Genomic DNA, 25,583 nt, shown 5'->3' with positions numbered 1-25,583 from the left:
TACATAGTAACATGAGAATACATAATATAATTACAGTTGCTCTCTTTGCAATATTGAGTGTGGTGTCAAAAAATGTTTTGGCACAAAAGCAAAAGCCTAATGTACTTTGGATTTTAACAGATGATCAACGCTATGATGCTATTAGAGCTTTTAATAAAATGCTACATGGTAGGGAAATGAGTGAATTGGGCTATGTAGAGTCGCCTAACGTGGATAGATTAACTAAGATGGGAACTACTTTTATCAATACCTATTGTCAGGCATCTGGTTGCGCTCCTTCAAGAGCATCTATGCATTATGGACGATATCCATTTAGATCTGGGGTGTACGAATTTGAGTATCATAATAATTTAGCACCACATATGAGACCTAGTTTGCCTGAACAAATGGAGGCTTTGGGTTATGAAACAATTCATATAGGAAAACTTGGGGTTCGATTAAAAACTAAAAAAAATGGAAGAATGCAAGGAGCTGAAATGTATCAGCAGGATATTAGCTTTAAGCAATTAAGGAAAGATGGTTTAACAGATTGGGGTAAAGATTGGTTTTATACACTTGATGGTCAAAAATTAAGTACACCTATCAAAAGCATGGAGTTTTTTGTAACAGAGGAAGGGAAATTTGAGTATCGCTCTAAAGATTACGAAAAACAGTTTCCGGAAAGAGAAGGAGAAGCAAAAAAAATAATGGAGAAATACGATCTTTTTATGGAGTACAATAAAAAGAAAGGGCCCATGACTCCGTTTTCAGCTCCAATAATTAGTGGGGTTAGTCCAAGAAAAGCAGGTAAAACTAGAGATGGGTATTATGCTTCTATTTTTGATGATTATTTGAGAAATCAGAATAAAGAATTCAAAGCGGGTTCAAGAACTTTTAATGGAGTTGATACAGAGAAACCATTCTTTTGTCACATAGGTTTTGATTTTCCACATACACCAGTTTTACCACCGGCGAGTTATAGAGATCGATTTCAAAAGCATAGTTATAAAGTTCCTGCTTTTGATAAAAAAGAACTAGAGCGTATGCCAAAACAGTTTCAAAAGCAGGTAAAAGCATCGTATTCTGATCACTTTACTAAAGAACAAAAACAAAAAATGATTCAAGATTACTATGCGTTTTGTGCCTATGGTGATGCTTTGGTAGGACAAGCTACAGATGATTTTATTGAATATAGTGAGTCAAAAAATCAACCTTGGATGATTGTATATGTGTGTGGTGATCATGGTTGGAAATTGAATGATCATGGTTCAGTTTCTAAGTTTACGCCATGGGAAGTGGATAGTCATAATCCTATAGTCGTTGTTTCTTCTGATAAAAAAGCTTTCCCAGAGGGTAAAGTAGTTGAAGATTTTACAGAGTTTGTGGATATTGCTCCAACGATTTTAGCGGCCGCTGGTGCTTCTTTGAAAGAGAACAAGTATGATTATTTAGATGGATTTGATATGGCTGAAATTGTATCTGGTTCTGTTGAGTCAAGAGATTATGTTGTAGGTGAAAACCATGCTGTGACTGGTCCAAGAGCATTTATAAGAACCAAGGATTTTATGTTTTCGATTCAGTCTAGACCGTCTAAAAAAAGAGGAGAAAATATGGAATGGGCAAGAACAGCTACTTATAAAGAATTAGACCCTTGTTTATATCAAACTTCAAAAGACCCTCATGAATTAAATAATTTAGCATTTAATAAGAAATATAAAAATGTAGTTGAGGTTTTAAAAAAGAAATTGATTGATGTAGTTTTAGGTGATGGTAGAATAGAAGTAGGTTGGGGTAAAAAAGCAGATGGAACGACTGTTTATAAGAGTGAATTTGCTTTAGGTGCTCATGACCATAAATTAAAAATGAAATAAAATTTACAGAATTAAATAGATAAAAAAAGGAACAGATGACTGTTCCTTTTTTTGTGGTTTTTATTAATTACAACTCCTTTTGTTGAGGTTCCCAGAAGGGGAGTAAACACGAATCCAATCGATTCTCATTTTGGTGTCGTTACCTGTTTTTGTATCCGAACTATTCCAAAACCCATCGAATCCACCATATCTCCAAGCTTGTGAAGCTTGACTAATAATCATGTGCATTTCTCTAGTTAACCCATCTCCACAAGTAGTGTAGTTTTCAGGATCAATTCCTTCATCAGCTCTTAGTCCTTGAATAATTTTAACTCGTTTTCCATCAATAAAATAAATTAATTTTGAAGGACTTTCCCATTTTACACCAAAATAGTGATAGTTTTCACTCCAGACTACTTCGTTATCTCTACTGCATGAACTATTATCTTTTTTACGTGACATCCAAGTGTCTTTATGGGGCTGGTAATCTAAACGAACACCGTTTTCTTGTTTAAAAGTGTGGTGACTCAAGTGAATTCTATCTCCAAAATATGGGAAGTCACATTGGGTTCCATTTGCTCTTATTCTTGGTCCGTATGCTTCTAGGTTGTCTATTTCTTCCGTTGTCCCTGGATCGTCACTTAACATCCAAACCGCATTGGCTAATTGTGAATTACTTATTTTAACTCTAGCTTCTTGAAATAATGGGTAACTGCTTTTGGCTTTGGTGGAAAGCATTCCACATTTTAATCTTCTAGCTGTTCCGGTACCTGTTTGAATTGCTTTTAGAACTAAGTCTCTGTTAGTTCCATTGGTTGTTTCAAAAGTAACTTGATCCCCAGACCATACTGTTGGACTCGGACCTGTATAGTTGTTTACAAAGCCTAGTTTCCATTTATTAGTAAAATCAGGAGATGATTTTCCACCAGGGTAATTAAATTCATCTGATAGTTCATCAATCAACTTCCAGTTTCCCATTCCGTAATTGGATCTATTGACTTGTGATAAGTTATTGTTGACCGGGCTATCAAAAAGGACTAAATCTGTAAGGGGGCAATTATACATTTTTGCCAAAACATCTTCTTTGTTTTCGTGTAAAACAGAATTTTCTGCTTCTAGATTCATGTTTTCAATGGTTTCTGCTTCTTGACAACTTATCAAAACAGCGCAAAATGAAGCTGTTAAAAATAATGGTGCTAGTTTTCTCATAATATTGGTTAGTTTAATTGGTTTATGTTGTCATAAAGTTATTTTCTTTCTTCTAGAAATCGAGTAAAACTACAGGTGTGTTGAGTTTATGTACTGTTTTTTTTATTTGTGATTTTTTTAATAATTTTTATTATTTTATAGAATTACATAGACTAAAGCTTACGGTTTTCCAGTTGTTCTAATTGTTTGTTCTGATGTTGTTTTGAAAATTTAATCGGTTTTTTATCTGAGATTCAATAAAAACGTGCTTTTGTGCTTTCCGTAAATAGTCTATTTTTTTTCTAGTAAATCTTGTTTTTTTTAAAATGAGTGCAGTTTAAGAATAGTCTCTATTTTATAAAATAAACGATTATAGTAAGATTCGTTCATGGTAACAGCAGGCTCTTTATTTATTGTTGTTTAAGACTAGACTTAAAATAGTTAAAGGGTTTAAGTTGTTGTTTTAAAGTAAGTTATGTTCTTTGTGGTGCTTTGGTTGAATTTATTGATTTAAACATAACGAGCTAATAATTAACCATACATGATATTCAATTTCCTATAATTAATCTAATATAGCTTATTGAATATAAGTTAGATCTAAGTTTTATGAAGAGATTAAAAAACGTAATAAAGTTTTCAGTTCGAATTCTATTTCTATTGTTGATCAATTTTTATGGATTTGCTCAATATGCAGGAGGAGAAGGTACAGAAGTAGATCCGTATCAAATATCAGAAGGCAGTCAACTTGTTAATTTAAGTAATACAAGTGATGATTGGGATAAACATTTCATAATTACAACGGATATTGATATGTCTGGACTTGCTTTTACACCTATTGGAACCGCGGCTATTTCTTTTAGCGGTAGTTTGTTAGGTGGTAAACATACTATTTCTAATTTAACAATAACCCCACCGGTTGATTTACTTGATGGTACAGGCCTTTTTGGGTCTGTTAGTGGACGAGTGTCTGAATTGGCAATGAATAATATTTCCATTTCAGCGAATGGTTACAGTAGAGTAGCAGCCTTTATTGGTGTGCTTGAAGATGGAGGAAGTATTTCAAAATGTAGCACAACGAATGGAGATATTGATGTTGGTAACGGTGGTTGGGCCGGAGGAATTGTGGGAGTCATGTTTAATGGAGGAACTAAAACTGTTGAAGATTGTTACAGTACTTCTAATATTGATGGTAGTTGGGGTTGTGGTGGAATCGTGGGTGTAATCAGAGGAGAACACACCATTAATAGAGTTGCTTTTTATGGTACAGTATCGGGTGGAAATGCCATTGTTACTATACAGAATGATCCTGATAATTCTCAGAAAAATGGAATTCCCCCAACAAATTCATTTTATGCAATTAGTTCAGGAGCAAGTGATGAAAATGCTATTGGATTGAGTACAGGTGATCTTTTGATATCCTCAAACTACACAACTTTTGATTTTGAAGAAATTTGGAGAATAGAAGAAGATTTAGGCTATGCAGTTTTAGATTTTCCACTTCCAGAATTGCCGTTTTTTGAAAAAATTAGAACCCAAAAAGTACTTTCTGAAGAAGATGTTGAGTGGAAAATATTTGGTCCTGGTACTTCTGGTTATTGTGAGGAGTTTTGGTGCCACCCAACAGATCCGAATGTGATGTTTAGTGGTCCTGATATGCATGCTGCTTTTGGAACATGGGATAATGGAAAAACATGGCAAACTTTAAAGGATTGGGATGGTGTTGGTGTAGATTTGAGACGCGTAATTGATATTGAGTTCTCTTTGGTAGATCCTGATTATGGAATGTTATTCGATAATAATCAGACGGGACTGAATGATAGTGGAAAAATTTTCGAGACTACAGATAGAGGTAGGACTTGGACATATTTAGCTACTATGGGGAAGGCACATTCTAAGTTAGCTGTGCATCCAACAAATGACAATATTTGGTTTTTGGGGGCTGGTGATTTTTGGAACGTGAAAGAAAACCATAGAAGTGCTGCAAATCCGGAAGGACAAATAATCTCAAGAGCCGATTATGGTTATGTATGGAAAACGGTTGATAAAGGGAAAACATGGAAAAAAGTTGCAACAGATATCTCTGCTAATTTAGATGTTGGGAAAATTGTGTTCAACCCAAAAGATCCTAATATAATGATTATGGCAACAAGCCAAGGAATGTTTCGTAGCACAGATATAGGTGAAACCTGGATATCGAGCGGAACAGGACTACCACATGATATTCCAAGAGATTTAACATCTTATTATAATGAAAACACTGAAGAATTTGTTTTATATACGATGGAGCAAACTCAATACGAGCCTAATGGAACGGAAATCGTTACTTCCGGTGGGATTTATAAAAGTACTGATATAGGTTTGACCTGGCAGAATATAACAGGTAATTTAGGATTGGATTTACAGGAAATATCGGATTATAATGTTAGGGATCGATACCATCGTTCTGTAGCATATTGGTTGGGGATTAGCAAATCAGAATCTAAGGAACTATATACAACTTATCCTACATGGACCATTCCTGTTTATAATAGAATTCAAGTGAATCCTTTAGACAAGAACGAAATTTATTTGGTTCATAATAAAAAGCATGATAAAGGTTTTGGACCTGGAGATTTATGGAAAACAGAGGATGGTGGAATTACTTGGTTTGCCTGTGCTAGAAATGGAAGTTATTGGATCAATGAAACGGATAAAAGCTATTGGGAATCAAAAAACAATCCATTAGGTGCGAATGTAGATTTTGCACATTTACAGGTTGCCATGGATAATAAAACGGAAAGTTCAGGGAATAGAATGTTGGCAATAAATTCTGAAGGACATGTTTTTACTGGGATTGACCAACAGTTATTGAGATCCGAAGATCATGGTGATACATGGTCACAAATTGACGATGATGAAACAGCCGAAGGGAGTAATAAATGGATTGGTAGAGGGAATACGAATCTGCCAGGAAGATTTTTATTGTTAGAAACAGGTATTGAAGGAAGAAAGTTGCTATGCAGTGGAGAGCATGGTTTATGGCAAACTACAGATTTAGGGGATTGGCCTGATAAAGACGCGGTAGCGGTTGAGCAAATAGAAGGACAAGTACACGATCATAGTGGAAATCATGGAGCACATTCCATTTCTACAGTGGCTGTGCATCCAAATGATCCGAATATTATCTACTTCTTAAGTTGGAGGCAGGAACATCGTGGTAAGGTTAGAAAATCTACAGATGGAGGAGCAACATGGACAAATATTGCGACCCTATTTGATGCCGATAATGGTTCATGGGAGTCTGTAGCGACGCAGTATTCTTTATTGATAGATCCGGTGAATCCGGATAATATGTATTTCACTTCTATATATAAGCCGTTAACAGAAGTAGGTGGAGGTGCTGGAGTAGATTTAACTTTAGGAGAGTATGGTGTTTATAGATCTAATGATGGTGGTTATAATTGGTCTGTGAGTAATGGCGATTTTCCGGAAGGATCTAGTATCCACAGAATAGCAATGCACCCAGATAATCCTCAGGTAATTTTTGCTGCAATGAATCAATGGGGGACCAATGATTCAGGGGGATTATATAAATCAATAGATGGAGCCGTGAATTTTTCCGAAATGACGCTTCCAAGTGCAATCAAATCAGTAAACAATATTTTTATTGATAGAAACACAAAAGATATGTTTATCTGTACAGGGTCACGCTCAGGAACAATTGAAGGTGGAGGTGTTTGGAAAAGTACTGATGAGGGAGAAAATTGGGAACGAATATTTGAAGCACCTTATGTTTGGCAGGCAGAGGTATCCCCTGTAAATTCCGATATTATTACAATTTCTGTTGCAGCTCAAATACCTACGATGACTGGTGAGTTTTTAAATCCAGGAGTGTATTTGTCACAGGACGCCGGTGTTACATGGAAAAAAATAAATAGAGGTTTAGCTCATTCTGATCGAGTTGTAGATTTGAAACCAGATCCAGTTGATGAAAATATTCTTTGGTGTGCAGGTTGGGGAAGTGCTTGGTATAAAGCAATATTACCTTCTGATAATTTGTCTATAAATGAGGTTTATTCCGCAGATACTACCAAAACATATGTTTATCCAAATCCCATAAGAAATGGTAAGTTATACTTGCATAATCTAGATGCTAAAGATGCGGAGTATAGTATTGTAAACACAACCGGTAAGATTTTTAGAAGAGGGGTTTTAAACCAAAAATTTATCGATGTATCCTCTCTAGATAAGGGAACTTATATAATAACGTTACGCAGTAATTCGAAACTAGTATTAAGACAAATAATTATAATGAACTGATGAAAAATAGAAACAAAATAGTTGGACTTTTTGTCCTTGCTTTGATTTTAACTGTCGTAATTGGAAAGGCGCAAAAGAAACCGAATATAATTTTGTTGTTTGCTGATGATATTAGTGCGAGAGAATTGCCAATTTATGGTAGTGATACTTGGAGTTTACCTAAAGGAGAGGAGTTAAAAGGAGGAGATACGCAAGATGAAAAGTATCGGGCAAAAACACCAAATTTAAACCGATTAGCAAAAGAGGGTGTTTATATTGAAACGGCCTGGGCAGCAACAGTTTGTGGTCCAAGTAGAGCTATGATGATGACGGGAAGATATGCACACAAGCATAAATGGTGGCATAATAAGGACAAAGGTAAGTCGCCTAGTGGAAAAGGAACATGGGATTTGTTTGATAGTTCACCTCATACCATTGCACATGTAGCAAAAAAAGGTGGATATGTTACCTTTTGGGGAGGTAAAACTCAGATGAATATCTCCGGTTTTCCTTTTGATGAAGGTTGTTTTACTCCTGGAGAGGGCTCTTACAACAAAGCCATCCATACAACCGATTTTAGATTAGAAACAAGAAAAGTAAATGGAAAGAAGAAAATATATAATGCAGACACAAACAAACCTTTGACTCAAAAAAGTTATGTTCAATCTGGCTGGTATTGGAAGCCTCATGTGCAGTTAATGAATCATCCTGACGCTAAAAAAGAATTAGAATGGTGGCCAAATGACAAAAAATCTAAAAAGAATTTTGGCTTGAGTACGTTTGGTCCAGATATAGAACTGGAATATATTTTTGATTTTATGGAAAGAAAAGAAAAGTCAAAAGAGCCTTTCTTTGTATATCATACGAGTCATTTAGGGCATGATGCATTTGATTTTTTGCACCCAGAATCTGGCAACAAATGGCCTGGTACCCCAAAAATTTCTTGGGATGGTAAAAAGTATACTAGAGTAACACCTCATGTTACAGGTGATGATGGTAGGTATAATACTCATGGAACTATCACCGAAGATGGTATTCATACCCATATTAATTATTTAGATTATCAAGTATGGTTATATATGAATAAATTGAAAGAGCTAGGGATAGAGAATAATACCATATTTATATTCTGTGCTGATAATGGTACTAGTGGCTATGGAAAATCTACGCAAGTATCGCAGAAAGGAACGCATGTTCCTTTGATTATTTATGCTCCCGGGATGAATATGACTAAAAAGGGAAAACAAGATGTTTTGGTAAATATTTCTGATATGTTATCAACCATAGCAGATTTGGGAGGAGTTGAAATTCCTGAAAGTTATGAGATCAATGGAGAAAGTTTGATTCCTTTTTTAACAACCACTCAAAAAAAACATAGAGAATGGATCTATGGTTATCATAAAGGTACTCAAATTGTGAGAGGAGATTTAGTGATGAAAGATGGTAATAATGTATGGTATGATGTAAGTGTAAATCCTTCTGATTTGATAAGTTTTCCTGTCATTAAAGACTGGTCAAAAGTTTCAAAGGAACACAGAGATCAAAGGGATAAATTAAAGAAAGTTATTGTGGATTTTGATTTACATGAAACTGAACATGATGCTCCTAAGAATGGTTATGGTAAAGTAGATAAGTTGGTTTTAAAATAAGGGAATGAGATATTCTATTGTATGGATCATTACTTGCTTTTTTTGCATTCAAACGAATTCCTATAGTCAAGAAAACTCAAACAGAACAGAAGAGTTACGGATTAGAGGAGGTTTGCCCAACTTTTTTTCTAAATTGAAAAAGGGAAAAACAGTTAAAATAGCTTACTTGGGTGGAAGTATCACCCATCAAGAAGGTTGGAGACCAAAATCTTTTTCTTGGTTTCAGAAGCAATATCCTAAAACCTCTTTTGAAATGATCAATGCCGCGGTTCCTGGCACGGGAGCTGATTTTGCAAATTGTAGGTTAAAGGAAGATCTGTTGAACTTAAATCCAGATTTGGTGTTTATCGAGTTTCGTGTCAACGGTTCTTCGGGGTTTGGGCTAAGAGCCCATGAAGGGTTGGTAAGACAAATTTGGGAATTTGATCCAAAAATAGATATCTGTTTTGTGTATACTGTTGGAAAAAATATGATTACCAATCTTAGAGAAGGATTACAACATGGTGAAGGTAAAAAGATTGAAAAAACGGCTATTCATTATAATATCCCATCTATTGATTTTGGTATTGAGGTGGTAAAGCAGTTAGATAATGGAAACTTTGTTTTTAATAAAAACTCGGTAAAGAAGGGACAAAAAGTGTTTTGTAGGGACAATGTGCACCCAACTCAAGATGGCTATGAAATTTATAAAGATGTAATTGCTAAATCTATTATTGAATTAGAGGAGGAAGGAAGTGTTGCTGAACACAAATTACCAAAGCCTTTAGTAGAAAATTATTTTAGAAATGCTGAATTAGTATCTGTTGAAAATGCAAATAGAAGCACGGGGTGGAGTTTGGTTCAGTTAAAAAAAGATCCCGTCTATAGAGATGATAAATATAGAACTTCAAAAATATTAGGCACTGCAATTAAATGTGATAAAGTTGGAGAAAAAATAACTATAAAGTGGACGGGGACAAATATTGCTTTTACAACTATTCCGATAGGGGAAGGTTTTGAAGTTGAGGTTCAGATAGACGGTGGAACTTCTAAAAAATACAGTTTTAGTCAAAAGAAATCAAAAAATAAGAATCGTCCGTCTCCCAAGTTTTCACGGTATTTCTATGGTGAGGAACAAGAATACGCTGCGCATACAGCTACATTAACTGTCATAAAATTAGCAAAAGGAACTTCCTTTTATTGTGGTCAATTTTGGGTTGTTGGTGCGTCCGATAAAATAATAAAATAATATCATTATGAATAAAATAAAAATAACACTAGTAGCTGTACTTTTCTGTTTCATTGGAAATGCTCAGAAGTCTAAAAATTCAAATAGTTTTTTTAAAAAAATAAAAAATGAAAGAGTTGTTTCGGATCAAAATATTATTTGGAAACAATTTGGACCTGGAATGGCAGGTTATAATGAAGAATTTTGGTGTCATCCTACAGATTCTAATACCATGTTTATGGGACCAGATATGCATGTGAGCTATGGAAGTTGGGATAATGGAAAATCTTGGCAAACTCTTAAAGATACAGATGGAGATGGTAGGGATATGGAGCGTGTTCTGGATATTGTGTTTTCTAAGCAAAATCCAGATTTTGGCGTAGCTTTGGAAAGAGCTGGAGGTGTTTATACTTCTTATAATAGGGGAAGGAATTGGAAAGAAATTTATAAAATTAAAAGAGAGAAAAAAGGAAGTAAATACACCAATGCTCATACTAAAATGGCAATCAACCCAAAGAATGATGATGAATGGATGATTGGAGCTGGTGATTTTTGGAATGTGAAAAATAATCACAGGAGTTTGAAAAATATCCATGGAAAATATAGCAGTCGATCGAGTTATGGATATATTCTAAAAACGACTAACGGAGGGAAATCTTTTACAAAAATTGCAACTAATATCTCTGAAAATTTAGATGTAGCAAGAATTGTTTATCATCCTAAAGACACAAAGGTCGTTTTTATAGCTACTAATTATGGTGTTTATAAAACAACGGATGGCGGTAAAAAATGGAAGTCTATAAATAAAGGGTTACCGAATGATTTACCACGAGATTTTACTTCTTTTTATAATGAGAAAACAGGTGCTTTTGAGCTGTATTTGGTAGAGCAAACGGTTTATCAAAAATCAGGGAATACTACTACGGCAAAGGGTGGTGTTTACAAAAGTACAAATGAAGGGAAATCTTGGGAGGATATTACAGGGAACTTATATTTTGATATGAATAAAATTTCCTTCTCTCCAGAAAAGGATAGGTATTATAATACTATTGCCAATTGGTTTGGGATTTCTAAAAAGGAAATAAAAAAGAGTTTGAGAAAACTGCCTACTAAAACACTGTCTGTTTATAATAGAATGGTAATCAATCCTACAAATAGTAATGAGATATATTTAGCTTTTAATAAAAAACATGATAAAACATTTGGTCCTGGAGATTTAGTGAAAACTGAGGATGGAGGGAAAACATGGACGATTTGCGCTAGACAAGGGATGTATTGGCGTGGAGGAAAAGATGATGCTTATTGGAAAAGTAGAGGGAATTCGGTAGGTACAAATGTTGAGTTTGCACATTTACAAACCTATATGAACAATCAGCCTGCAAGATCAGGAAATAGAATGTTAGCGATTAATTCCAAAGGAGACGTTTTTATAGGCATTGATCAGCAAACGTTAAGATCAGATAATAATGGAAAGTCATGGAGTCAAATAGATGATTATGAAACTTCTCCTGGGAGTAATAAATGGATTGGTAGAGGTGCCAGTGATTTACCAGGAAGATTTATGTTGCATGAGACAGGAATTAAGTCTAGAAGGCTGTTGTGTAGTGGAGAACATGGATTATGGCAAACAACTGATTTAGATGGTTGGCCAGACCAACAAGCGGTTGCAGTTGAGCAAATAGAAGGTCAGGTACATGATCATCATAAAAATCATGGTTTACACTCGGCATCAACAGTTGCAGTACATCCAAATGATCCAAATACATTGTACTTATTGGCTTGGAGACAAGAACATAGAGGGAAACTAAGAAGAAGTACAGATGGAGGGAAAACTTGGGAGAATATTTCCACAATCTTAGAAGGGAGTAATCCATCTTATCAAGGGTTGGTACCACAATATTCCTTGACTATTGATCCAAAGAATCCTAAAAATATGTATTTCTGTACTATTAAAAAGCCAATTGCGGAAGTAGGAAATGGTATCGCAAAATTAACAAAAGGAGGTCTTGGGTTTTATCGTTCGTTTGATGGTGGATACTCTTGGGAAATGAGTAATGAAGGTTTCCATAGTGGGGCGAGTGTGAGAAGAATAAAATTGGACCCAAAGAATCCAAATGTTATTTACGCGGCAACCAATGACAATAAAGGTGGGTTATATAAATCTACCAACAAAGGAGATTCTTGGAAGAAAGTTAAAATTCCTTCTATGATAAAAGCTGTAAATAATGTTTTTATTGATAGAAATAATAAAAATATTTTTATCGCCACAGGAAGAAAAAACGGGACTTATGAAGAAGGTGGAGTTTGGAGGAGTAAAAACAATGGAAAAAAATGGGAACAAATTTTTAAAGCCCCTTTTGTATGGCAAGTGGAATCATCTCCAGTAGATGAGGATTTAATTGTAATCAGCGTAGCGGGGCATTATGCTACTAAATTTAAGAATCCTGGGGTATACCTTACAACAGATGGAGCAAAAAGTTGGTCTAAAATAAATAATGGATTGGGACAACCAAATAAAATAGTAGATGTAAAACCAGATCCATATAATAAAAATGTTTTGTGGTGTGCATCTTGGGGTAGCGCTTGGTCTATTGCTTATTTAAACGGAAGTAAAGAAGGATGGTTACAAGAAAAATAAGGAATCAATTGATAAAGCAAGCAGTAACGCTATTTGTGTTTTTTTTGCTGGGTTCATTTATGAGTCATGCGCAATTAGATAAAAAATATTTTAAAAAACTGCACTCAAAAGAAGTAGACTCTGAAGATTTGGTGCAATGGAGGCAAGTTGGTCCAGGGATGTCGGGTTATTGTGAAGAATTTTGGTGTCATCCAACGGATAAAAATGTAATTATGATGTCTCCGGATATGTATAATACCTATGGTTCTTGGGATGGAGGAAAAAGTTGGAAAACGGTTAAAGATCCAAATGGCACGGGAAAAGACTTGGCAAGGATGCGTAATTTTGCCTTTTCTTATCAGGATGCTGATTTTGGATTGTCAATTTCCGGCGGAGGAAAACTTTATAAAACCTTAGATAGAGGTAGAAGTTGGAAGGAAATAGAAACTTTTAAAGGTCGTCATTCAGTGGTTGTTGTTGACCCTTCTAATGATAGAAATTGGTATGTCGGTCCTGGTGATTTTTGGAATGTGAAAAAGAATTGGCGTCATCAAAATGGCCAAGCTGGAAAAACGAATAAAAATTCAATTTATCGCAGTAGAGACAAGGGACGTACTTGGGAGAAGTTTAAGGTAGGCAATTCACCTAAAATTGATGTTGGAAGAATTGTAGTAGATCCTAACGATTCTGATGTTCTTATAGCAGCAACAAATGAAGGCTTGTTTAGGAGTATTGATCAAGGAGTTACTTGGGAGATGAGCGCAAAAGGATTGCCTGTAAATAGACCTAGGGATTTGGATTTTTATTATGATAAAAAATCAAAGGAATTCGTTTTGTATTTGGTTGAACAAACGGCTTTTATTGGAAGTGGAAGTACTGTGAAAACTCAAGGAGGAGTTTTTAAAAGTTTAGATAGCGGAAAATCATGGCAGAATATTACCGGAGATTTGGCAGTAGATATGAGTCAAATATCAAGTAAAACTTTGCAGAATAAATATTGGAATTCTGTTGCATATTGGTTTCAAACGAATACAAAGTCTATTCGATCAAAACATCCTAAGTATCCAACAAAGGTTTTGGATGTTTGGCATCGGATTCAGGTAAACCCAAAAGATAAAAATGAAATCTATCTTTCTCACAATAGCAAACACGATAAGGCCTTTTTGCCTGGTGGTGTTTGGAAATCTGAAGATGGTGGGCGTACATGGAAAGCTGCTGTACGAGAAGGAAAATATTGGATTGACGGAAAAGATAAAGCTTATTGGAAATCTAGAGGCAATGATGTGAATATGAATACAACTTTTGCTCATATGCAACCTGAAATGGATAGGAAAGAAGAATCGTGGGGTAATAGGTTTTTAGAATTAAGTGTAGATGGAACTCCGTATATATGTTTAGACCAACAAATATTGGCATCAAACGATGGCGGGAATACTTGGAAACAGATTGATGATGATGAAAGCAAACCAGGTAGTAAAAACTGGATTGGTAGAGGTGGTAGTAATTTACCCGGGAGAACTATGTTGTTAGAGACAGGAATAAAAGATAGATATTTATTTTGTAGTGGAGAGCATGGTCTTTGGCAAACGGCACCTTTGGGGGATCATGCTGATAAAATGGATGTTGCTGTGACACAAATAGAAGGCCAAATTCATCATGGAGGTTCTCACTCTGCAGGTACGGTAGCAGTGCATCCTCAGGATCCAAATATTATCTTTTTTATCTCATATCGACAAAATAATAGAGGGAAGGTTAGAAAGTCTACTGATGGTGGTAAAACTTGGGAAAATATTGCCACTATTTTTGATGCAGATGTACCGACTCATATGAGGTTGGTTTTTGTTAACTCTTTAACAATAGACCCGGTAAACCCAAATAACATGTATTTTTGCGCAACCAGAAAACCAATTTCTCAGGTGTCTGGACCTTATGCAACGGAATTGACTAAAGGGGATTATGGGTTTTATCGATCTTCTGATGGTGGTTATCATTGGGAATTAATCAATAACGGATTTCCTGAAGCTTATAGTGTTAGAAGATTAGTACTTGATCCAGATAATTCTGAAACCCTATATACCGCTGTAAATAGTGAGAATGGAGGATTGTTTAAATCTACCAATAAAGGTGGTTTATGGATTGAAGTTTCGATACCCGATGAAATTGAATTTGTGAATAATGTGTTTATCGATAGAAATACGAAATATCTATTTATTTCATGTGGAAATGAAGCTGCAACCGACAAAGGCGGCGGTGTATGGAGAAGTAAAAATCATGGAAAGTCATGGGAAAAAATATTTGACATGCCTTATGTTTGGCAATGTGAAACATCACCCGTAAATTCTAAAATTATGACTGTTTCGGCTCCTCTGCCACCAAAAACGAAAAACTCAAAATCTAAATTAAATCCAGGCGCTTACCTATCTTTAGATGGAGGTGTCTCTTGGACCAAAGTAAATAATGGTTTGGGGCAACATGATAGAATTGTGGATATAAAGCCGGATCCCTATAGAGAGGATGTTTTTTGGTGTTCTCAAAAAGGTAGTGGTTGGGCAATTGGTTATTTAAAAGGGACAGATAAAGGCTGGTCTGAATAGTCGTTTCTTAATTAGTTTATGATGATAAAAAACGTGTTGAGTTATGTGTTGGTGTTTGTTGGGTGTCTAAACATGTCATCACAAACAAAGATTGCTTCGGTATTTCAAGATCACATGGTGTTGCAGCGGAATACCGAAGTGAATATTTGGGGAGTTGATAAACCTAATAAATTAATTTCCATTTCTAGTAGTTGGGGAGAAGCCGCTAAGACCAAAACTGATTCTAAAGGAGTTTGGAATACAATCATAAAAACAGGAAAAGCAGGTGGTCCATATACACTGCTGGTAGAAGGATCTAAGAAAATTCTATTAGATGATATTCTTTTGGGTGAGGTTTGGCTATGCGGAGGGCAGTCTAATATGGCAATGAAGCTTAAAGGAGGACCAGGTCAACATATTGAAGGAAGCAACGAAGCAATATTAAAAAGTACAAATGCTCAATTGCGATTTTTTAATGTTAAAAAAGCAGTGAGCAATATACCTTTAAATGAATGTGGAGGTCAATGGGATGTTGCTAACCCTAAAACTGCAGCTGAATTTAGTGCTGTAGCTTATTTTTTCGGAAATATGATTCAAGAATCTTTAGGTGTACCTGTAGGATTAATTTCTAGTAATGTTGGGGGAACTCCTGTACAAGCTTGGACTTCAAAAGATATTTTAGATAGTGAATTTCCAGAGTTTAAAAATGCTTCTACTCAAAAAGTAAATACTAAATCCCCGGCCGTTTTATTTAATGGAATGATCAATCCTTTAATACCTTTTACCATAAAAGGTTCAATTTGGTATCAAGGAGAAGGAAATAGATGGAATCCGGAACAATATTCAAGATTATTTCCTGCAATGATTAAAAATTGGAGAACTCAATGGAAACAAGGAGATTATCCTTTTTATTTTGTGCAATTAGCCCCCTATGGTTCTGGTGGTAATGGATGGGTCGGAATTCAACAGGCACAACTAAAAACAAGGTCAACAGTTCCAAAAACAGGAATGGCTGTGATTAACGATGTTGGATATAAAACGAGAATTCATCCTCCTAAAAAAAAGGAAGTAGGAGAACGCTTGGCTCTTTTAGCATTATATAACGATTATGGAATTAAGGGAATTACTTGTAATGGACCTGTTTACAAATCAAAAATGATAAAAGGAAATAAGGTGACCGTATTTTTTGATGAAACCGGAAACGGACTTACAAGTCTGGGCAAACCTTTGAAAGATTTTGAATTAGCTGGCGTGGACGGTATATTTTATCCGGCAACGGCTAAAATAACTAAGAAGGGAGCTTGCTTAGAAGTGGTTTCAGAGCAGGTACCAAAACCATTACATGTACGTTATGCTTGGAGTTCTTATGTTGAAGGTTCTTTATTTAATACTGCTGGATTGCCTGCATCCTGTTTTAGTAGTCAATCATGGAAGGATATTTTTACTGGCATCGACTATTAAAATAGTATACGACTTTTATGCAGTGATGGTTGTAAAGACAAAAAACAGTCACTTTTTCATCTAGTTTTTTAGAAACATTGAAATTAAAATTTTCATAGAACTCTGGACGTTTTGAACGTTCAGAGTTTCTTGTTTTTGGGGAGATATATAAATGTTTAGTTTTTGTCTAGGGAAAACTGTGTTGTATAAAGAAAATCTTCTGTTTTTTGAGTGATTTGTTCTAATGCTAATAGATTGAATTAAGTAGTTTTATCCAACTAAACTCTAATCCTATGAAAGTGTCTAAAATTATTCTTTGTTGCTTGATGATTTCATTTATGTATCACGCAATAAATGCAACCACAAAAAATAATCCTCCCAATGTAATCTTGATTTTAACAGACGATCTTGGAATTGGAGATTTAGGATGTATGGGGAATCCTTGGTTAAAGACACCAAATATTGATGCTTTTTACGAAGAGGCAATTAGACTTACAGATTTTCACGTTAGCCCATTATGTACACCAACACGTGCTGCAATAGTTACCGGTAAGTATCCAATTAATAATGGGGCTTGGGCTACCTTTAAAGGAAGAGATATGTTAACTGAAAATACCTTTAACATAGCAGAGGCATTTAAAAGTAATGGGTATAAAACGGGGTTGTTTGGTAAATGGCATCTAGGAGATAATTATCCGTTAAGACCCACAGATATGGGGTTCGATACGGCCGTACATCATCTGGCTGGTGGTGTAGGTGAATTATCTGATTATTGGGGCAACAGTTATTTCAATGATGTGTATTATAGAAATAATAAACCGGAACAGTTTGAAGGATATTGTACAGATGTGTGGTTTAAGGAAACCATAGATTTTATTGAAGAAAATAAAGAAAGCCCGTTTTTTGTTTATTTACCAACAAATGCACCGCATGATCCTCTGATTGTTGATGAAAAATATGCGAAACCTTATAGAGCGTTAGAAGGTGAAAAAATTATTAGTGCCAATCTGTATGGAATGATTGCGAACATTGATGAGAATTTTGGAAAGTTTTATCAATATTTGGCGGATAAAAAATTGTTAGATAATACCATCTTGATATTCATGAGTGATAACGGAACTAGGTTCGGTTACAGTAATGATGGTACTTTAGGATATAATAAAGGGTATAGAGGAATTAAAGGAAGCAAACAAGAAGGTGGACATCGTGTTCCTTTTTTTATACGTTGGCCTGGGGGAGGCATTTCTGGAGGTAAAGATGTAGAGACATTGACTGCACATGTTGATTTGATTCCAACCTTAGCTAATTTATGCGATTTAGAAGTTCCAAGTGAGGTCTCGTTTGACGGTATAGATTTTTCGAATGTATTAACAAACCAAAAGGATAAAGATGCATCAAGAATTGCTTTTGTTCATCACCGTCAGGATTGGCGACAGCCCAAGGATGTTGATCAGACATGTATCATGAAAAACGAATGGAGATTGATAAGTGGAGAAAAGTTATACAATATTGAAAAGGATCCGAAACAAACTAATAACCTAGCGGACAATTATCCAGAACTGATGGATGAGATGTTGACAGAAAATGTCCGTTTTCTTAATAAAACGAAACAGAATTCTGAGTACAGCGAATTACCAACTCAAGTAATAGGCAATGACAAACAAGCGCAAATTAAATTAACAATTCAGCATGCAATTGGTGAAGATGGAGGAATTTGGAAATGTGAGCAAGTTGCGGCAGGAGTTAAAAATAAGAACAATACTCATGCATTAAGGGTAGAAAGAGAAGGTTTGTATGAGATTCAGTTAAGAAGATGGCCTCTAGAATGTAGGGGACCAATTTGGGGGATTCCAAACGTGAATCCAAAAGGCTTGTTTGAATATGAAACAATACACCCAGAAAAGGCAATCCTTAAGATTCAGAATCAAATACATGAAAAGAAGATTCACAATACTGATGAAGCTGTCACTTTTAAAGTGCGCTTGTCAATAGGAAAAACATTTCTTGTGAATGATTTTATTGAAGAAAAAAATAAGTATGGTGTTTACTATACGTATGTCAAATATTTAGGAAAAAAGTAATTAATTAAAATAAAAAAAATGAGAATTAAATTATGCTTGTCGTTATTGTGTTTCACAATCTTCACGTTACAGGTTTCGAAAGGTCAAGAAAGAGAAAGTGATTTTAACTTTGATTGGAAGTTTAATCTGGTAGAAGAAACAAAACTACCTACAGAGCTACCTTTAAATGATGAAAAATGGAGAGCTATAAGACTCCCTCATGACTGGAGTGTAGAGGCTTCTTTTAGTGAAAAACTTGAAGGGTGTACAGGGTATTTACCCGGAGGAGTTGGTTTGTACCAAAAACATTTTAAAACTCCTGGAGATGTAAAAAAACAATCGTTTTATGTTTTATTTGATGGTGTTTATAACAATGCTACTTTTTGGTTGAATGGAAAGTTGTTAGGAGAGAATCCTTATGGTTATTCTCCTTCTTATTTTGAGTTGACTAAATATTTAAAGACAGACGGATCCGACAATGTTTTAACGGTACATGTAGATCATTCTAGATACGCTGACAGCCGTTGGTATTCTGGAAGTGGTATTTATAGAAATGTAAAATTAGTTTCTGTAGATAAATTGCATATCCCAATATGGGGTGGTTTCGTAACAACACCTGTTGTGAACCAAAACAGAGCGGAGGTTCATATTGCTTTAGAAGTTGAAAATCAAAATAAGGCATCCAAGTCTTTTGTGCTAAAAACTAAAATACTGAACCCTGAAGGGAAAGTTGTAGGTGTAGTTTCAAAAAAACAACGAGTAAGAGGAAGAAATAAGTCTGAGTTTAGTCAAGTAATAAATGTTGAAAGTCCTCAGTTGTGGAATACAGTTTCTCCTCATTTATATAAAGCGGAAACGTCAATATTATTGAATGGAGAAGAGGTTGATACGTTTACAACTACTTTTGGGATTAGAAAATTTATTCATAATAAGGAAAAAGGGTTAACCTTAAATGGTGAGAATATTTTTGTGAAAGGAGTTTGTATTCATCATGATGGTGGATTGGTTGGAGCAGCTGTTCCAAAGGGAGTGTGGAGAAGACGTTTAGAAAAATTGCAAGCGGCTGGTGTCAATGCGATTAGAACTTCTCACAATCCTTTTTCTCAAGAGTTTTTAGATTTATGTGATGAAATGGGAATGTTAGTCCAAGCTGAAATTTTTGACGAATTTGATAATCCAAAGGATAAACGTTGGAATATGATTGAAAGAGAAAGTGATTATATTACAACAGGTTACACGGAGCATTTTCAGAAATGGGGAGAAAGTGATTTGAAAAGAGCTATGTTGAGGGACAGAAACCACCCTGCAATTTTTGAGTGGAGTATAGGAAATGAAATAGAATGGACTTATAAAGATTACAAACATGTTAGTGGTTTATGGGATCCAGGTACTGGTGGTTATTGGAATAGAATACCTCAATTAACAGCCAAAGAAATGAAGGATAGATATAATGCGCTACCTGATAGAAAATATAAATTGGCTGAGACAGCAAAACGTTTGTCTACTTGGGCAAAAGAAGTAGATACTACAAGACCGATTACAGCGAATTTAATTATACCTGTGGCTAGTTTAGCAAGTGGGTATGCAGCAGCATTAGATATTGTTGGATTTAGTTATCAAATAAACCAATACGACTGGAGTAAGAAAAATTATCCAGAAATGCATTTTACAGGAAATGAAAATTCAGGTACTTGGGAGGAATGGAATTCAATTATTGAGGACCCAATGGTTTACAGTATGTATATGTGGACAGGGATAGATTATATGGGAGAAGCTCATGAAAAATGGCCGCAAAAAGGTTGGGATGGAGATATCCTTGATTTTGCAGGCTTTGAAAAAATAGGTTGGGATCATTTTAAAAGTATTTGGGTTGATGAACCACATGTTGCCATCGGAACCTATACATTGACGGATTCTACATTTTATGATGCGTTAAGTGGAAAATTAAATATTCCAACAAAAAAATTAAAGTGGAATAACCATAAAGCTCAGAAAAAATGGAATTATAAAGAAGGAGAACTTGTGGTGGTTGAAGTTCCTTGCAATATGCCAAAAGCAGAGTTGTTTTTAAATGGAAAATCTTTAGGATTTAGGTCATTAAGCGGAAGCCCCGATAGAATTTTACGTTGGGTAGTGCCTTTTCAACCAGGTGTGTTGTCTGTGAAAGCCGTAAACAATGGTGAAGGGGTTTCTTCTACTTTAAAAACAACATCTAAACCCGTTAGAATTAAACTAACTATCGATAATCCAACCTTGAAAAGTGATGGGTATGATGTTGCGCATGTTGTAGCGCAATTAATTGATAAAGACGGAAATGAGGTTTCTGCAGAAGAAGCTAAAATTACTTTTACGGTAGATGGTAAATTGACCTCGTTAGGAGTAGATAATGGTTCTGTGAAAAATATCCAGGATTTTAAATCTAAATCTTTGGAGACTTCCAATGGGAAAGCTTTATTGTTAGTTCAGTCTAAACGAAATGTTAGTGGGGTTAATTTAATATCTGCGAAGGCAGATGGTTTGAAAAGTAACACCTTGTTAATAGAAGTAAAATAGACATTCGAAATTGTCCTAGACTAAAGCATCTTTTAATTTTAAAAGATGCTTTTTTTGTGCAATAGTATATCTTTGGGTAATTTGAATTCTGTAATAATGAAATGAAAAGAAGAATAATTCCTGTGCTGGAGTGTTTAGGGAAAAAGTATTTAACGTTAAAAAAAATATGGAGTGCGAGTATTCCTGAAAGTTCTTTTGAATGATATAAACTAAGCGCCTTTAAAAGCTGATAAAAAACAACATTGACTATAGTTTAAATTACCTCACTGTATATATCTTAACTATATAGTGGTTTCGTTTTTTATTCTTTTCACAAAACATTTGTTAGGGCCTATCAAACATATGAAATAATAAATCTAGAAATTTAAGCTCATCTTTGTAGGTAACGAAAATAAATTTTTATGAATTTGAAATGTACGTTTAAAATATTTTTGCTGATTCCTTTTTTTACATTTTCTCAAGAGGTGCTTTTCTTTAGTGGCTTTGAAAATAATTTATTAGAAGATTGGCAAGAATTCAATGCAAGTCTTCCGATTTATGAAATCAATACGGTTTCGAAACATACTGATTTGTATGGGTTTCAAATGAAGTTTAATGGAGCTGATCAGAAAGGTAACCTTACAACAAAGCCTGTTATTACTTGGGAGCAAGGTGAAGTCTATAAAATTTCGTTCAAGTATAAAGCGATATCTCCTAGTGATAATAATGAGTCGAATATAAAAATATTTAGTTCTGATGGTACAAAAATAGGACATATAAATTTTTCATTGACTAATTCTGATTGGTCGGATTATAGTACTGAATTTTCCCCTACTGTCAGCGATTCAAATGGTTACGTTTTATTTTCATTAAGACCAAATGACAATGTTGCTAGTGGTGGCGAATATTATTTTGATGATTTTAAAATAGAAAAGGTAATACCAGGTTTTTTTGATAAAATAAAAACGACTGATTTAGAATCAGATGAAACAGTCCAATGGGTTCAGTTTGGACCTGGTATGAGTGGTAATAACCGTTGTTTTTATACACATCCAACAGATCCGGATATACATTTTACAAGTCCAAATATGGGGAATTCTTATCGATCTACTGATAGAGGATTTACTTATGAAACCATAATGAATGAAGATGCAAGGTCTTTTAGTTCAGGTTATAGAGGTCCGTTAGAAATGTATTCTTTGGACTTTTCTAGACAAGATGCGGATTATGGAATCTCTACAGGAAAAGCAAAAGGAGATATATATCGATCCACTGATAGAGGGAAAACTTGGGAGTTGATAGAAACAGCACAGACTGCCGTAGGTGCTAATTATTTATCAGTAGCAGCAGTAGATCCAACAGATGATAATATTTGGTATTTAGGAGCAGGTAGAATGAGAGATTATGGTCGTATTTTATATCCAGAATCGGATCCTAAAGGAACACATGTTGACCCTAATGCAAATGGAAGACTTTGGAAAAGTATAGATAAAGGAGAAACTTGGACGTTATCGAATACAGGGATAGATACACAGGCAGAATTTGAAACTATTTTGGTAGATCCCGTAGATAATTCTATTGTATATGCAGGTTCAAATTATGGGTTTTATAAAAGTACCGATGCTGGCGCAACTTGGACTTTAAAATCTGATGGTATAGATCATGATATGATTAGGTCAATGTCGATGCATCATGATAAAAATACGGACCAAATTACTATTTACGCCTTAAGTAATGTTACTTGGAAAGAAAAAAGCACTGCTTCTGGGCTTTCAGTAGAAAATGATCAAGGTGGAATTTTTAAAAGTACAGATAGGGGGGAGACCTGGTCAAATGTGACTAGCAATTTACCTATTGATCTTAATGTGTTTAGTGGAAATGCAGATGTTGTTAAAGATTATTATCAATCTATAGCTCACTATTTTGGATTAGAATCATGGGAAGTAGCACAAACCACCTATCCTGTATTACCTGCAAGTATCACCACAAGGTATAATATGATTACAGTGGATCCGAATGATGTAAACAATGTATATCTAATAAATGATTATTCTAATGCATCGGAAAACAATTTTAGACCAGGACAGATATGGAGAACTTCAAATGGCGGAACGGATTGGTTTGTAACTTTTAGAAATGGAAAAAAATGGAGTAATGGAGATGATGATCATTATTGGGTAGATATCAGAAACAACCCAATGTCTTCCAATGTAACTTTTAAATACAAAAGTGATTGGTTTGAACGTGATGATTACGAAAGAAAAGGGTGTAATTTTGCTAGGTTTAATGCAGATGGAACGGTGTTATACACGCAATTGGCAAAAATAGGTTTTGTATCATATGATAAAGGAAATACCTGGCTGGATATTGATGATGAAGAGGCAAAAGAATCAGAATTTGATTTAGAGGGATGGGTTGGAGCCGGAAATAGTAATGTTCCCGGGCATGGCTTTTATCAATCTGAATTATGGCCTAATAGGGTGTTTTGTCCTTCCGGAGAAAATAGTTTATGGATTACAAATGAAGAAGGTCCAACAGTTAGAAGTAACGCCCAAGGAGGCTCTGTGATGCAGTTGGTCTTTAATAGTAGTGGCGTAAAACAAGAACATTCAGTAAGTTCCGTTGCGGTGCATCCTACAGAAAAAAATACTTGGTTTGCTACATTTTTCAGACAATCAGGAAGAGGTAAAATTTATAAAACGACAGATGCTGGTGCAAATTGGGCCCCGATAGGAACTCCTATTCCTGAGCCTTGGGCTCCCGCACCTCCGGGAAGTGGTGATCAAGCAGTGCATCAAATTGGATTAATGATAGATAAAAATAATCCGGATTATATGTACTTCTGTGTTCCTAAGTCTAGTTTGAAGCTAGAGTGGGTTGGTGATAGTTCTCAAAGCTGGGGAGTTCATCGGTCTTCTGATGGAGGAGTAACATGGTCTGAAGTTAATACAGGTTTGCCTGCATCAAGAGATGTTGCGAGAATAGCTTTTGATCCTAATGATACCAATATTCTTTACGCGGCTGTTATAAATGATGATGGAGGTTTGTATAAAAGTTTAGACAGAGGGGATTCATGGCAAGAAGTAGCAAGTACGAATTCTTTGAGAGCTGGATCCGGAGTTAACGATATTCATTTTGCTTCTGACGGGAAGGCATATATTACCACTGGTTTTAAGAATGAGGAGACGGGTGGAATGTTTGTAAGTGATGACGATATGGAAACTTGGGTGAAAAAATTTGATTATCCTTGGGTTAATAGAATTGAAGTGGCAAAATACAATCCGAATATTATCTTATTATCTACCTTACCAAACTCTAAGGTTGATTTAAGAAATGGAGGTGCTTATGTATCTAAAGATGGAGGGGATACATGGAGAAAAATAAATAAAGGCAATGGTCAAGCTGACAGAATTAATGATATTGCTATAGATTTTAATGTGCCTGGAAAATTTTATACCTCCACAAGAGGAAGTGGTTGGTATACAGCAAAGGATCCATCCATTACAGAAGACGATGTTCTTAGTGTAGTAACAGTTGGAGCAACCTGTTTTGGAGAAAAAAATGGCTCTGTTAATGTTGTAAGTAAGCAGTCAAAGAGCTATAGTGCAACGATTATAGGATCAGGTATAAATGAGACGGTTGAGTTTTCTGGGAATGTGGTTTTTGAAAATTTAGGTAAAGGAGATTATCAATTGACTATAGTTGAACCTGGGAATGACGCAACAACAAAACAATATGACTTAGTGATAAGAGAGCCTGAAGTATTGCAAGTTGCTTCAAAGGTGGATGAAAATTCGAAAAAAATAGAACTACATATGGAAGGTGGTAGTTTGTATTCAGTTACTTTAAATGATGAGAAATTTGTAACCCAAAAAGATGATATTCGACTTCAATTGAAACAGGGGATTAATACATTAGAAGTTAAAACTAATAAGGACTGTCAAGGGGTATATTCAGAAGATGTTGTTTTGAAATATTCCGTTTTTACTTATCCAAATCCTGTACAAAATGTTTTATATGTTAGTAATTTAGAGGGTAGTTCTAGTATCGAGGTCGTATCTGTTCAAGGTAAAGTTATGTTATCTGTTGCCGAAGTAACAGATTCAGGAATCAATGTAGCTCATCTTAGTCCAGGAGTCTATTTTTATAAAATCAGTAGTGATAAAGCAGTAATATCAGGAACGTTTGTAAAAGACTAATTGCTCAATTA

Annotated in this window: 11 protein-coding genes; 10 read left to right on the top strand and 1 reads right to left on the bottom strand. The window is 35.1% G+C overall.

The genetic code is table 11. The features are described 5' to 3' along the window. Window positions 1-11 precede the first annotated feature (11 nt). Window positions 12-1,850, top strand: coding sequence for a sulfatase-like hydrolase/transferase (locus AC2DZ0_RS08135; RefSeq protein WP_484641174.1), 1,839 nt, complete (start codon window positions 12-14; stop codon window positions 1,848-1,850). Window positions 1,851-1,913: 63 nt separating this feature from the next. On the opposite strand, the gene AC2DZ0_RS08130 is transcribed toward AC2DZ0_RS08135, so the two are convergent. Next, window positions 1,914-3,038, bottom strand: a complete 1,125-nt coding sequence (locus AC2DZ0_RS08130) for a LamG domain-containing protein (protein WP_484641172.1) — start codon at window positions 3,036-3,038, stop codon at window positions 1,914-1,916. A 585-nt stretch (window positions 3,039-3,623) separates the two neighbouring features. Between AC2DZ0_RS08130 and AC2DZ0_RS08125 the strand changes: the two genes are divergently transcribed. The 9 genes from AC2DZ0_RS08125 to AC2DZ0_RS08085 all read left to right on the top strand — a co-directional run bounded on the left by AC2DZ0_RS08125 (window position 3,624) and on the right by AC2DZ0_RS08085 (window position 25,572). After that, on the top strand, window positions 3,624-7,316 hold the full coding sequence (locus AC2DZ0_RS08125) for a VPS10 domain-containing protein (RefSeq protein ID WP_484641171.1): 3,693 nt from the start codon (window positions 3,624-3,626) through the stop codon (window positions 7,314-7,316). After that, window positions 7,316-8,944 (top strand): sulfatase-like hydrolase/transferase, encoded by a 1,629-nt coding sequence (locus tag AC2DZ0_RS08120; protein ID WP_484641169.1) that lies wholly within the window; start codon window positions 7,316-7,318, stop codon window positions 8,942-8,944. Before AC2DZ0_RS08125 ends, AC2DZ0_RS08120 begins: the two co-directional genes overlap by 1 nt. Window positions 8,945-8,948: 4 nt before the next feature. After that, window positions 8,949-10,172, top strand: coding sequence for an SGNH/GDSL hydrolase family protein (locus AC2DZ0_RS08115; RefSeq protein WP_484641168.1), 1,224 nt, complete (start codon window positions 8,949-8,951; stop codon window positions 10,170-10,172). A 7-nt stretch (window positions 10,173-10,179) separates the two neighbouring features. After that, window positions 10,180-12,789 (top strand): WD40/YVTN/BNR-like repeat-containing protein, encoded by a 2,610-nt coding sequence (locus AC2DZ0_RS08110; protein ID WP_484641166.1) that lies wholly within the window; start codon window positions 10,180-10,182, stop codon window positions 12,787-12,789. Continuing rightward, window positions 12,771-15,362 carry a VPS10 domain-containing protein gene (locus tag AC2DZ0_RS08105; RefSeq protein WP_484641165.1) on the top strand — a complete coding sequence of 864 codons (2,592 nt, stop codon included), beginning with the start codon at window positions 12,771-12,773 and terminating at the stop codon, window positions 15,360-15,362. The genes AC2DZ0_RS08110 and AC2DZ0_RS08105 overlap by 19 nt, the downstream gene beginning before the upstream one ends. 72 nt (window positions 15,363-15,434) lie before the next feature. After that, entirely contained in the window at window positions 15,435-16,802 is a 1,368-nt protein-coding gene (locus AC2DZ0_RS08100; protein ID WP_484641164.1) for a sialate O-acetylesterase, read from the top strand. Between the two features lie 272 nt (window positions 16,803-17,074). Continuing rightward, on the top strand, window positions 17,075-18,862 hold the full coding sequence (locus AC2DZ0_RS08095) for an arylsulfatase (protein WP_484641162.1): 1,788 nt from the start codon (window positions 17,075-17,077) through the stop codon (window positions 18,860-18,862). 18 nt (window positions 18,863-18,880) lie between these two features. Beyond that, window positions 18,881-21,394 carry a glycoside hydrolase family 2 TIM barrel-domain containing protein gene (locus AC2DZ0_RS08090; protein ID WP_484641161.1) on the top strand — a complete coding sequence of 838 codons (2,514 nt, stop codon included), beginning with the start codon at window positions 18,881-18,883 and terminating at the stop codon, window positions 21,392-21,394. 401 nt (window positions 21,395-21,795) lie between these two features. Then, window positions 21,796-25,572, top strand: a complete 3,777-nt coding sequence (locus AC2DZ0_RS08085; protein ID WP_484641160.1) for a T9SS type A sorting domain-containing protein — start codon at window positions 21,796-21,798, stop codon at window positions 25,570-25,572. Window positions 25,573-25,583: the final 11 nt, after the last annotated feature.

It is taken from the genome of Flavicella sp. IMCC45668 (genome assembly GCF_057219105.1).
This window is presented reverse-complemented; position numbering and strand designations above follow the sequence as displayed.